This is a genomic window from Bacillus oleivorans, from assembly GCF_900207585.1.
Lineage (GTDB): Bacteria > Bacillota > Bacilli > Bacillales > JC228 > Bacillus_BF > Bacillus_BF oleivorans.
The window spans coordinates 85,714-98,734 of sequence record NZ_OAOP01000003.1 but is presented as its reverse complement, the minus strand read 5'-3'; the positions used below and the strand labels follow the sequence as shown (position 1 = coordinate 98,734).

Here is a 13,021-nt window from a genome sequence, read left to right as displayed (position 1 = left end):
GCTACATTTTTTCATGTATGTGTTATTGTTTTTCCAAAAAAAAGCGCCTGACCCCTTACGTTAATCCGTTAACGTATCGGGGGTCTGGCACCAAAATTGGCATTATATTACCGCAGTCCACGACCGCTGTTTGCTTGAACCATCTCAATCTCAATTCCCTTATCAAACCGTTTGGCAGCTAATTGGATGGTGATAACGGCAGTCCCTATCGAAACAACCACCAACCCAACACATCCAATCAATATGGCCAGGGCTGGTGAGGTTGCGTTCATTTCCACAATGAACGCACCGATATTTAACATAAATCCGATGAAGCCCCCGATGGAGTCTTGGTTTGTGAAAAAATCCCGAAAACTTGCCGGTAAAACGATGAACGCAAGACTGATCAGCGACACGAATAAATAAACGTACGATAAGATCAAAAGGACAAGTGATGGAGCAAACGTTAATCGATTTTGCGGATTGGCTGGATTATATTTTGCTCCGATTGTCCCAATCCATATTCCCATTCCACTAATGCTAATGGAAGCCAGAGCCGTTAACACAAGCCCTCCTATCATATATAGGAACGTCCATCCCAACAGGATTCCGATAATCGTTTGAATAATCGAGAGTATCACCCACGATAAGAACCAGCTAAACCATAGCTTTCCGATGGCGATTTGAACCCCAGTTAACGGCAGAATCCGCAGGAGCCACATAGATTTCCTTCTCTGGCAACCGAATAGTGATATTTGTAGGTTTTAACATCATGGTATCCAGTTATTATTTTCTCCCTGATATTCCTACGTTATATTGTGAAAGGGATGACTGAGGGGGCTGTGAAAGGTTGAGTCATAGGACAGTTTTTTTGGATTGCTTGGGATATTTCCCTAGGCAAAAAAATTTTATCCCTGACTCTTAGCATTCTATAAATTCTTCCTTTTCTAAATTAATTTCAGTTTTTGCTGTTTTCCACAAATAATTCACACTTTTTCTTGTATCATGGAAAAGTAAAATATTTCTAAATTCTTTGTCCTGAGATAATTTGAAATCTTCCGCGAAGTCAGTTAATTTTATTATAAATAAAACCTCATTTTTTATGGCACGGTTTCCGTAACGGGTGAAAATGAGGTTTTATCGTACGTTATCTTTTAAATCAAGCTGTTTGTTTCTGCTTTTCTTCTAATAGACTTTTATATTTATATAGATATTCTTCCATTTTTGACTCATTAAACTTAATATTTTTTGATAATAATAAATTTAACCAATCATAGATTTTCTGAATCAATTCCGGGTCATCATCTTCGATATCAACCTCCATAACGTCCTCTAATAGTTCGCTTTCTTTAAAATGTTTTTCTAAATATTTTTCTAAACTTAATTTAAAATTTTTATAAGCCTGTACACCGCCCTTTTCAATTGCAATTATGTATCTACTTAAACTTTCCAATAGGTTCTCGTTAAACTTATCATTTTCAAGATCAGCTAAATCATCAAAACAATTACCAATGTTATTGTCGCACCCATGATAAGGATCAAGTGTATTCGACTCTTCATACAACTTTATGACTTGCCGATACATTTCTATCGATTTATTCTTTTCTACTTCATTATGTAATTTTAATGCTTTATAAAAGTAAGCATTTGCAACAGTTACTTTTTTCCTTTTTTTAAGTAATTCTTCTTTCATTTCAATGATTTTATCATAGAATCCAAGTTTCATATATGATTCCCCCATTAATACTGGGTCTTTTTCATATTTATCAATGGCTTTTTGTATTATTGTATTAGTTACTGAATTTAAATCGGCTTTTTGTTCTAAATGGTAAGGAACTATCTGATCTATAATAGTTTTAATATATGTAAATGGCCGAAGTAAAAAATCAGGAGGAAACGTTCCGAGTTTATTTGCTAAATTCCAGAAAAAGCTATCTGAATCAAAACCCTTGATGTAAAATCCATATTTTTTTGGTTTTAGAATCTGTGTTCTAAGCTCCTCATGTGGTTCTTGGTCATTATATCCAATCCAATATAATCTATTTTTATATATCGGTTCTTGGCTAAGTAATTTAAATAAGGCATCATTTTGTCCACTATACCCAACAATAATCCAAACACTTCTTTCATTTAAACGACGAAACAGGTTTTCTAACTTATCTGCTTGTTTTTTGACTTCTTTATTAGTATTCATTAGTTTAAAGCCAGTAAACTGACCATGAAGGTAAAAAATACATTTTTCTGGAATATGTTCTGGTTGAAATTCCTCATAGGCCGCCAAATCATAGATTGGAGGATATTCATTTACGATACTACATGCTTTAATTAATAAGTTATCAAAATTCGGGGTCAGTATCCGATGAATAAATCCTCGTTTTAGTAACTCAGAAATGATGATATTAGTAATATTTAACTTTGAATTTTCTACTAAACCTTTTATCAAATCTATTCTTTCATCTGGTGAGAGAGCATTCATACAATTTGCATAGGTTTTATCCTTAACTGTATTATAAATTGATGGAAACTTCTCTCTTATGATATCTACAATACCACTTGCCGTTGGAATTCCAGCTGTTACTGAACATCCAGCACCAACAAGTAAGTTGCACTTAATTCCACGATCAGACATATTTTTAAGCACATCAACTACTTGGTCTATTTCATGAAGTATAGTCATCTCTCCCACCTCTATTAACCATTGTTTTATCTTATTATATTTCTTGGGTTTATTTTCCTCAACACAATATTACAAAAAACACCTTTATTATACAGATTATTACTCCTTTAACCGTTATCAGATCTTTATTTATTGTCCAAATGATGATGCCTTCTCATATAGTTTATAAAAAATATGAAAAAACAGTGTGCTTCTATGGTGTCCATTGTCTTAACATCTCGGATCGATGATCTAGCCCTTGCATGTTAAATCGTTACTATCTTGCGAAAAGCCACAAAATTTCCCAAAAAAGCCGCTCACAACTTGTGTAATCTTCCTTTTCCCAAATGAATGATAGTACTCAATAAAGGTGATTTCCTTGGATAATAAGAAATTTCTAATGCTTATAATAGCGAATCGCTTAAGGGAAAAACAAAAAGCTGGAATTCAACCATTGATAGCCAAGTGATGAAAATGGGGATTTTTCAGCCGTTGAATTTGGGGGATTTTAATCCGTTGTTGACAGTATTCCAAAACAAGTTACCTATAGGCATTATCAAGCTGTTGAAGAGCTACCAATGGGAAAACAAATTCAAGTCGATTTTGGTGAAACTCATGTCAAAACAAAGGATGGAAAGTCCAAAAAACTATGGTTTATCGGTTTTGTGTTAGCCCATTCTAGATTTAAATATGTAGTGTGGATGGAGCGCCCTTTTACTACAAGAGACGTGATACGATGCCATGAGGCAGCTTTTGAATATTTTGGAGGAATGTCTGAAGAGATAGTTTATTATCAAGATCATCTCATTTCAGTTAGTGAAAATGCGGGAGATATGATTTTAACGAAGGAGTTTCAGTCTTATCAACAATTAAGGAAGTTTCATGTATTCCTATGTAGAAAGAATGATCCAGAAACAAAAGGCAAGATTGAAAGTGTCGTGAAATATGTGAAAAGAAACTTTAGTAAGAACCGAATCTTTACCAATTTGGAAGTGTGGAATGAGCTGTGCCTCAAGTGGCTTGAAAGAACAGGAAATTATAATGTACTCCATACAACAAAAAAGAGACCTTTCGAAGTGCACGCCCTGGAAAAGCAACACTTGAGAAAAGTCTCTACCCAATTCTCTTTCGAGAATCTACCTGAGTCCAGTATAAAAAGATATATCCAAAAGGACAATGTAGTTAAATATGAAGCTAATCGTTATAGTGTACCAACAGGCTCTTACCAGCCGATACGGAGCAATAAAGTTTACCTAGAGATTACAGATAATCAGCATTATATATCCGCTTATCAAAAGACGGTGAATTCATTGCAAATCACGCCATCCATCCTGGTAGAGGGGAACTAATTCAGGATCCAAATCATAGAAGAAAACGACCGAGTCGTTTGGATGAATGGCAGCAAGAGATTAGCAAGGCTTTTGAGAATAAGGACCTCATTCACCAATTCTTGACTATATTAAGAAATACATATCCTAGACATATGGGAGATCAACTGAACATTCTTTGGAATTTGGTTCAGCATGATGGTAAGTGGATTGATCAAGCCTTACAAAGAGCGATGACGCTAAGGTTGAGAAGTGCCAACAATTTTCGTGATTTATTGTATTCACTAAAATACGAGGAAGAGCAAATCCAGCCGCAAGCTACTAAGAAAAAGGCGGGCACCTACTCTCACATTACTGCTTCGACTAGAGACGTAGATTCCTATATTGCGATTATGAAAGGAGGTCATTCCGCATGACCCATCCCATGACGCAGTTACAGGAACAGTGTCGCTCATTACGTCTAGCTGAAACAGCTATGGAATTACCTAACCTTTTAAGGGAAGCGGAATCACGTCAGTGGACCTACCATGAACTAATATATGAAATCTTTTCATATGAACAAAAGTGTAGAGAAGAAAAGATGTTGGCAAAGCTATTAAAATGGGCCAGGTTCCCTGTCCCTAAAACGCTAGATGATTTCAATTTAAATGAACAAAAGGCAATTAGCCAAAAGCAGTTTAAACAACAGCGTGAACTGTTATGGTTAGAGCAAAACTTTAACATCATATTACTCGGCCCCCTGGGGTCGGGAAAACTCATATTGCGATAGGATTAGGAATGGAAGCTATACAAAAGGGATATCAAACGATGTTTATTGGCATGGGAGAGCTCGTGCACTTACTAAAAACGAAAGAGTTTTCAAGGAAGTCACAAACTCTATATAAACGTTTAATAGAGTCGGATTTGGTCATTATCGACGATATGATGTTTATGGCAATGGACACCAAAGAAGCGAACTTATTTTTCCATTTAATCAATGATCTTTATGAAAAGGCTTCAATCATACTGACCTCCAATAAAGGACCTGACCAGTGGGGAGAACTCCTTGGTGATCAAGGGATTACAACCGCGATTCTGGACCGGCTTCTTCATCGTGTAGAAGTAATCAATATAGATGAGAATAGTTGGAGGATGAAGCACCGAACACGGATATTTACGAATGAAACAATTTAGCGAAAAGTGTTCAAAACTACTTGACGGTTACAACAAGCTCTTCAATCGCTTTTTTCGCCGTGTTTCGGCTCACACTGTATTCATTCATTAATTGATTCTCTGAGGGAATCTGATCCTTGGGCTTCCAAAGCCCACTATCAATCGATTCTTTAATATTTCCTTGAGTTGATAGTAAAGTGGAATCACACTTTCACTTTGCAACGGCTTCACAACAACCAACCTTCCTTAATGAACCTAAAACCTTGTAGCAGGTCAAGCAATGAAAGGAAATTGTCAGAGGAATAGTAAATAGATTACTTATACTTTTCATTTATAAGACAAAAATTCTGGCACATAGCCAGGTTTTTTGTGTGATAACACTCAGGTATATTTACATTTTCTTGAAAGGATTACATAAATAAGGGAAACGCCTCCTATGTAAATGGAGACGCTATTTTTACTAGAATTTAATATTGTTTATAGATTAAACTTAACTTTAATATTTTTTCTCACGTAAATTGCAGTAGAACTTTTTTGGTTAAAATATTGTAATCTAATCTTTGCTATTTCTTTGTTATTTTTTCTCATTAGATTCCGAAGATTAATTTTATCGATTTTCAATTTTAAAAAGTTTGTTGTTTTGAGATAGCCTTAATACAATATAATCTTCATTATTCAATTTATCAGGAAGTTTATCTTTCAATATTGAAAAAACAAGTTGTATATTCTTATCTTTAATAAAATCAGATACTTTAATTAATTGATTTCCATGCATTAATTCTTTTTTATCATTTAATATAAAATGTAGCACTGGAATTTTCTCTTCATCTGCAAAAAGGATATATGCTAAATCAAAACACAATATTTCTCCCTGTTTTTTACCGGAACTGCTATTTGCATTAAATGAATCAAATACATATATCTTTTTACCTGTCTTTTTATCCTCATTTATATTAAACGATATACCATACTTCTCTCCATAAAGTTCATTGGACACAAGGGAAAAATAATTATTATTAAAATCCATCAATCTATTCTTTATTTTTTCGTTAAATTTTTCAGTAAAAAGTCCCTCATCTATATTATTTAGTTCGTCCTCTAATGAAGTTATTTTCTTTTCAACTTCATCAATCTGTGATATTAAATTTTCAATTTCCCCTTTTCTATGATAGTTTTCATTTAACTGTACAATAATACTTTCCAATTCACTAAATGGATCACTTTTTGCAATTTTATTTGTTAATGTTTTTTCTTTAAATAACAAATTTTGCAAATTCTGTTGTAACCTTGTTATTTCTAATTCAATTTCTGGTATATCTTGTGTTAAAAATCTAATTTTCTCCAAAATCATATTATTATGGTAAGAAACCAGTTCTTCGAAGGTTTTATGAATATTCGTTATATATTTACTAGCCTGATTATATATTATTTTTAGTTGTTGTAAATCTATGTTAGATTTGTTTGATTTTAATTCTTCTTCCGCTTCAAGAATTATTTTCTTTCTAAGACTTAATTCACTTATTTTAGTACTTGTATAACTTATTTCATATTTAACATCATTTAAATTATTTAAATCCTCTTCATAATTATAGTTAATGTTTAAATTATTTTTCTTAAGCTCTAATCTAGAAATTGTGTCATCTATCATTGCAAGTGATAGTTCTAATTCTGTTTTACTTTGTTTCTTCTCTATCCGTTTTTTGTAATCCTTCTCTGTTTTTATTTTCTTAAGTATTTTAGATCTATCTGCTATAGAAATACCGAATAAATATAAGTATAACATTTCATATTCGGCAAGAGTTGTAAAGCTTGATAAGACCTTCAGGGTATTATTTACCCGTTCATCAGTATACCTTATGCTATGAGCAATAATTTGTCTAAATGAAGGTTTTTTTTCTTTTCTCTTACCAAATATTAAATTATCCAGTTCATTTTCAAAATCTTTCCCATCATTTTTAGCCAAGTTTTTTCCATTTATTCTCATTACTTTTTCTTTTCTGCTTAAAAAATTTCTTTCAATTACAATTTCATTAGACTCTTCAATCTCAAGATCTTCCTTTAATATTAAAGTTATCAAAACTTTATTGTGTATAAGGTAATCTTTTACTAGATCGATTTCTTTCTTGTTCTCATTATCTGTGTAAATTATCTTTGAATTAGCACCTAGACAAAAATCGATTAATTTAAGCACAGTAGTTTTCCCAACATTATTTCCTGTTTCTGTATCTGATAAATTAACAGTTTCATCAACAATCAGATTAATACCTTTATGAAATTTTATTTCTCTTACAGTGCTTTTATTATCTTCTATTTTCAAATATTTTATGAACACAACTGAACTTCACCACTTTCAGTAACAATTGCAATGTTAGCTAAAAAAAGCCAGTCTAAAGACAGCATAAATGTATTCAACGACATATCATTCTCATTTTTAACATGTTTATATAAAGTAATAAGGTCAATATTCTTTTTTTCTAAGAGGAAATGTAAAATAACGGATCCATTATAGTATATGCTTAATTCGGGGTTTATGTCTTCAGGCAGTAACATAGCTATACCCCTCCGGATTCTCAAAAATTTTACATCTAATAAACGCATCAACAACTATTATCGATACACATTGCTCTAACTCCTCAATAGGAATTTTATTATAATTTTCACTTTCCTGAATATGAGTAATAGTATTATTAATTATATTAATAAATATTTGGCTTTCACTACAGTTCTCTTTTATTATTTCCTGAGTGTAAAAACCTGTTAATTTATTAAATACTGAAAGACTTTTATTATTTCCTTGTTTATCAAATTCCCTATATATCCCATCAACTTTAGTGAAGTGAATTTTATGAGTATCAATTAACTTTTTGATTTTTAGTAAATTGTTATGTTCTATCTTCTTATTAATATTAAATTCATGCAACTTATTTGACTGTGGTTTTGAAGCCAAGTCTTCCTCTGATAATAAATTAATTATCTCTGCCAAATTTGATGATATTTTATTAGGATCTGGTTTTTCGCCAAGTTCAGCTTTTACTAGTTCAAAAATTTCTTGTTGATTGTCAATTTTACACTTCAAGATATCATTTAACAATGTTTCTTTATCCATGATATCTTCTTTAGGATTAAAGGCAATATTATGCTTGTTAGTGAACGTATTCTTTCTTAAATTTTTAGCATCTGAGAAAAACAAAAATTTAAGTTTATAGCCATGATTTTTATATTCTACTAAATTATCCTTTGAAAGAGTATCATTTATTTTTTTCTTTGTACATGTAGCGGAGACTTGTATTAGTATTTTTTTATTTTTGTCAATTAAATCAATTGCAGCTATATTTTGCTTATCTGTATTTGCATTTTCTAATCTTAAACCATAGATCAAGTTACATAAATCTCTATAAAAAAATTCAGCATGAATATTAAGATTTAAAATATTCAATTTGCCCATACTGTTAATTCTATAAGATAAAATTTCAATTTTTTCCGAAATGTAAGAAAAGTATATATCCCTTTTCATAGTATTCTCCCCAATATTTTCCCCTTTTTCCTAATCTTACTATAACTTGGAGTTCTTTTGTATAAAAAAAATCTAAAAGAGCCAAATAATACATCTACGGTTCTAAGATTCATATCTTTAAAAGGAAAAACGAAATCATTCTCTAAAACATTTAAAAAAAGTGAAAATAGATTAAGTCTGTCGCCTATCTGCATGCCTTTGGGACTAGGTTCCCAAACCTTCCCATACAAACAAGCATCCTCCTCAACACACACAGATTCATTTCTACCTTTTGTTTTAGAGGTCTTAAAATAAGAATCATTTGCAAACAGTTGTTTTTTTAAATTCCTCAAACAAGATTAATTTCCCAATAAATTCATTATTAATAATTCTCTTTATCTTCAGCTACCTTATCTATATTTGTCGGTGCTAAATTATAAGAAGTAGTAGTCTTTTTTAGACGTCTTTTAAAATAATTATTTAACCTTAGATCCGTACAGAAAACAAAACACCCCTTCTGCCCCCGAGTCATAAGTGTACGATACGTATTACGAATAATTTGATCCGCAACTGCTTTCGCTTTTTCCGGATCTTCCTTTACCAATGTTTTAATACCTTTTAAAGACTGATCCGTTTTAGCACGTTTGGTGTAGTCAGTAATGACTTCTCCGTTTTCAAATCTCATGTCTGGACCAATGGTTACTCCTTCATAATCAAACTCTAATCCCTGTGCAGTATGAATACATCCCGCTTGATTGACCGAATTCTGATCTATTGCCCAGATGCTGTCTGACAAATTCCAGCTTATTTCAAAATTAAATTCTGGTATTACTATATCTTTATGCTTAACATTGGTCCGCTCTGCAATTGGCCACTCCCAGCAGTACCCAGCTAACATTCTTGATTTATTATTAATCTGATTTAGTTTTTCAATTTCGTGTAGCATATCATGCGGATTGTCAAATACGCGGAAGTCATAATCTACCCCATAGTAATTGGTATTAGCCGTTTCCCGTATTTGAAGTACATCGTCTAACCATGCAATATATGCATCTGAACCATCGCAACGAAATTGGGATACTAGCTCTCCTTTGATAATTTCAGCTTCAAATTCTTTTGCATATTTCTCTATTAAATCGATGCTTCCAATATCCTTTAGGGTTACTTTTTGATTTTCATCTATGAAAAATATCGTAAATTTGGCTGCTTTGATTAGTTCCTTTACCTGGTTTTCACCTTGATTCCCATAGAAACCTGATTTCTCATTTAAACGATGGGCTTCGTCAACTATTAGGACATCGAACTCATTTAATTTTGATTCTGTAAAACTGCCGGAACCTTTAAATAAATTGTCAATTTGTGTTTTTCGAAAAGTCCCTTTTAATTTAGTTGAGTAAACATCCCTTGGTGCAGAATTTTTAGATACATAAAATGTAACTAGATCTTGATTAGTGAGATTTACTAAAAGGTTAATGGCCATTACCGATTTTCCCGTTCCTGGCCCGCCTTCAATAACCATTACACGTTTTTTATCACTTTTTACACTTTCCAATGCTAGATGAAATGCCTCTTCATAGAACACCTTTTGTTCATCAATCATGATAAATTCTTCATTTCCCTTTAACATACTGGTAAGTGAATCTTGCAATGATTTTGAAGGCCGAATTTTCCCATGTTCAATCTGATAGATTAGTTTGTTACGATCTCCTTTTCGAACATATTTCTTTATAAAATCCCTTAATTTTTGAATTTCCCCTTTAGTGAAGACAGGTGCTTTTTCCAAATGCTCTTGATAATGTTCATCGGTTAAAGGATCATTGGCTCCTTTGCTATAATTGTGTAAGTATGCAGACGGTTTAAGTTCTATATGTTGTTGTTGAACATTTTCATTGAAATCTCTTATAAGCGCAGCATAAGACCAGGCTTGGTATGATGGATGAGTAACTGCCCTTTTAGTTCCTCCAAGGATGGTTTTAACTAATGCATCCTTACCAGTAATTTTCTCTACCTCAGACCATTGCTTTAATTCAATGATTACAACATGGTCCTGCTTGCCGTCATTCCCAGCTATTAAAAAATCCACCCGTTTCGAGGTATTAGGTATCTTAAATTCAATAGCAACAGATGCATCATTTGGGATATCATGATCCTGCATAACGTTTGACATTCGTTGGAGGGAATTCTCCCATGATAATATTTCCTGCTTAGAAGTACGACCGATCTTTTCTTGGTACGAAGTATATAAACGTTCAACTAATAATTCATTTGTAACATCAGAGATAAATTCTGATTTTGTTGCTTCGTAAATGATCATTTCCTTACAACTCCTAGTCCATTTCTATAATTCTATTATAAAAATAGGTTATAAGGTAAATACAATTAAAAACCGTTCAAGTGAAAAAAACTAAGCCCTTCTAGCTCTAGATGTTCATCTATACTATAGGGGCTGAAAAATTATTGACTGACATTAAATCAACTGATTTGACTTACCAATTTTATTTTTCCTTAATTATTTTGTTCCAGTTTTAGAATTGTTTAAAATGATATTCCCAACCTTCATTAACTGTTCATGATCATACATTTCATCAAATTCCAACTTTCGCTTTCCATATTGGATTCGAAGACCTCTCTCTAATAAACCATCCTTAAACCAATTAACATTAATAATAGTTTGATAACGAAATTTATCCATAAAATTAAGGTTTTTAGTTAAAAATAAAACTCTTTTATTAGTAGGTAATAAGTATCCTTTTATTTCTTTTTTGCTTGATTTATCATACTCGCAGAAAATGAATGTCTCTAGTTTCTCATTAGGCTCTAGTACACGTTCATAAAGCGATTGAAAAAAATGTTTATTTCTTTTAATTTCATTAAACTCATAACTATTATAGCTCTGACTAGTATTTCTCATCAGTTTTGATACAAGTGATTCTATTTCTTTTCTTTCTAGCTCTTCCTTTTCAATCCGCTTTCTTTCTTGTTGTTCCCGTTGTTGTTGTTTAAGCTGTCTTTGTTCTTCCAGTTTCTTATTTCTTTCCATTTTTCTTTGATGACTGAGTTGCTCTTTTTCGAACCTGTACTTAGTCACTTTTTCTTTAACAATTAACGGGTCCTCTTTTTTGGTAATCAGCTTTACCATTAAATCTTCGACTTTATAACATAACGTTTTATATATCCCCATTCTAATCTTCCTTTACTTAACCATTTTCCTTGCAATATAGAACCTTCTTCCTAGCCAACCTAATGCAAGTACACTAATACTTCCAGCTAATGTTTTTTGTTGGGAATTTTGTTCTTCTACATATTCTTTATAGCCTACTTCGTAATAATGTTTAAATATAGCTTGCCCTTTTTTATATTCTTCTGGAATATTTAAAGGTTCACCAGTTTTCCCCAAAGAAAATCCAGCATTTTTAATTTCTTCTACTTCTCTATTAGAAAAAAACCCCTCTTTATACCATTCTCCAAATTTGTCATTATTTAAATTTGGTTCTTCAAATTCTAACATGGTAAATGCAGCTTCGTATCCTTGGTTAAAATAAGTATCCTTCAATTCCTGTTGTGCTTTACTATACCCTTCTTTATATGCTTCAACATAAACCTCTTCAAGGTCTTGTGGCGGAGAATGTTTATCTTTCTTACCATCGTTGTAACCTAAACTAAAATACTCCTCTTTTTTGGCTTCTACTCTTTCATTAACAGCTTTATTAAAACCATCTTCAAAAGCTTTTTTCAAACTTGGATGAGAAGCATACATTTCTGGTATTTTAATGTTTTCTTGTTTTTTTCCTAATGTATAACCTTCATTAGAAGCTTTTGTTTTTTCAGATTCTATTTTTTTCTTGCCTTCTTCGTAACCTTTGTTATACCCATCAGTATAACCTTGTTTAAACGCATCAGAGCCAGAGTTTGTTGTACTATTTTTAGTAGATTCTAAATATCCATCTTTGAAACCCTGATTATATCCTTCACTTTCACCATTTGCCCTATCTTCTTTATCCTGATTAAATTGAATTTGTTCTGGGCTATTATTTATTTTAGTTTTATCGTAACCACTTGGAGGTTCACACGGTATTCCATCATCTACGTTACCGTTTCCCCATCCATCTAAATTTTCTGGATCATATGTTGCTGAATATCCCTTCGAATTCCAATAAGCAACAACTTCATCATAAGTTGCAAAATCTGAACAATCTTTATCACTGCTAATATTGTTAGCTCCACTTGATGAGGAATTGGAAGATCCTCCTCCATTATGATAATGATAGCCGCTGCATAAACCTTTTGCCTGGGATTTTTCACTACAATTATGCCCTCCATTTGAATCTGTTCGCCCTGAATGTGCAGACACAAATGGACTAAATAAAAATGCGAATAATAAAATTATAATTACTACATTCCTACTCAATTGGT

11 protein-coding genes and 1 pseudogene are annotated in these 13,021 nt (G+C 32.3%); 3 read left to right on the top strand and 9 right to left on the bottom strand.

Annotation, left to right across the window (positions count from 1 at the left end; translation table 11 throughout):
• Positions 1-107: 107 nt before the first annotated feature.
• On the bottom strand, positions 108-701 hold the full coding sequence (locus tag CRO56_RS07735) for a putative ABC transporter permease subunit (RefSeq protein WP_097158045.1): 594 nt from the start codon (positions 699-701) through the stop codon (positions 108-110).
• A 437-nt stretch (positions 702-1,138) separates the two neighbouring features.
• Complete coding sequence (locus CRO56_RS07730) at positions 1,139-2,656, bottom strand: SIR2 family protein (RefSeq protein ID WP_097158044.1); 1,518 nt, start codon at positions 2,654-2,656, stop codon at positions 1,139-1,141.
• Between the two features lie 557 nt (positions 2,657-3,213).
• Between CRO56_RS07730 and CRO56_RS07725 the strand changes: the two genes are divergently transcribed.
• From CRO56_RS07725 to istB, 3 genes and pseudogenes are all read left to right on the top strand, one after another.
• Positions 3,214-3,984: a DDE-type integrase/transposase/recombinase gene (locus CRO56_RS07725; protein ID WP_097158043.1), complete on the top strand. Its 771-nt coding sequence runs from the start codon at positions 3,214-3,216 to the stop codon at positions 3,982-3,984.
• A gap of 38 nt (positions 3,985-4,022) precedes the next feature.
• On the top strand, positions 4,023-4,379 hold the full coding sequence (locus CRO56_RS07720) for a hypothetical protein (protein WP_097158042.1): 357 nt from the start codon (positions 4,023-4,025) through the stop codon (positions 4,377-4,379).
• A pseudogene (gene istB, locus CRO56_RS07715) lies at positions 4,376-5,136 on the top strand (IS21-like element helper ATPase IstB). The gene CRO56_RS07720 and the pseudogene istB overlap by 4 nt, the downstream one beginning before the upstream one ends.
• Positions 5,137-5,152: 16 nt before the next feature.
• Here the strand turns inward: istB and CRO56_RS23195 are convergent.
• The 7 genes from CRO56_RS23195 to CRO56_RS07675 form a co-directional block, all read right to left on the bottom strand.
• Positions 5,153-5,245, bottom strand: a complete 93-nt coding sequence (locus tag CRO56_RS23195; protein ID WP_245855745.1) for a GntR family transcriptional regulator — start codon at positions 5,243-5,245, stop codon at positions 5,153-5,155.
• A 477-nt stretch (positions 5,246-5,722) separates the two neighbouring features.
• A complete protein-coding gene (locus tag CRO56_RS07705; RefSeq protein WP_179714209.1) occupies positions 5,723-7,447 on the bottom strand; it encodes a DUF2326 domain-containing protein in 1,725 nt (574 codons plus the stop codon).
• The gene (locus CRO56_RS23495; protein ID WP_097158041.1) at positions 7,438-7,665 is read right to left on the bottom strand and encodes an ABC-three component system middle component 6; all 228 of its coding nucleotides are present in this window, start codon (positions 7,663-7,665) and stop codon (positions 7,438-7,440) included. The genes CRO56_RS07705 and CRO56_RS23495 overlap by 10 nt, the downstream gene beginning before the upstream one ends.
• Positions 7,652-8,629 carry an ABC-three component system protein gene (locus tag CRO56_RS07695; RefSeq protein WP_097158040.1) on the bottom strand — a complete coding sequence of 326 codons (978 nt, stop codon included), beginning with the start codon at positions 8,627-8,629 and terminating at the stop codon, positions 7,652-7,654. Before CRO56_RS07695 ends, CRO56_RS23495 begins: the two co-directional genes overlap by 14 nt.
• A 361-nt stretch (positions 8,630-8,990) precedes the next feature.
• Positions 8,991-10,922, bottom strand: a complete 1,932-nt coding sequence (locus tag CRO56_RS07685; protein ID WP_097158038.1) for a DUF2075 domain-containing protein — start codon at positions 10,920-10,922, stop codon at positions 8,991-8,993.
• Positions 10,923-11,117: 195 nt separating this feature from the next.
• A complete protein-coding gene (locus CRO56_RS07680; protein ID WP_097158037.1) occupies positions 11,118-11,789 on the bottom strand; it encodes a PH domain-containing protein in 672 nt (223 codons plus the stop codon).
• A 12-nt stretch (positions 11,790-11,801) separates the two neighbouring features.
• A complete protein-coding gene (locus tag CRO56_RS07675) occupies positions 11,802-13,016 on the bottom strand; it encodes a YHYH domain-containing protein (RefSeq protein ID WP_097158036.1) in 1,215 nt (404 codons plus the stop codon).
• Between the last annotated feature and the right edge of the window lie 5 nt (positions 13,017-13,021).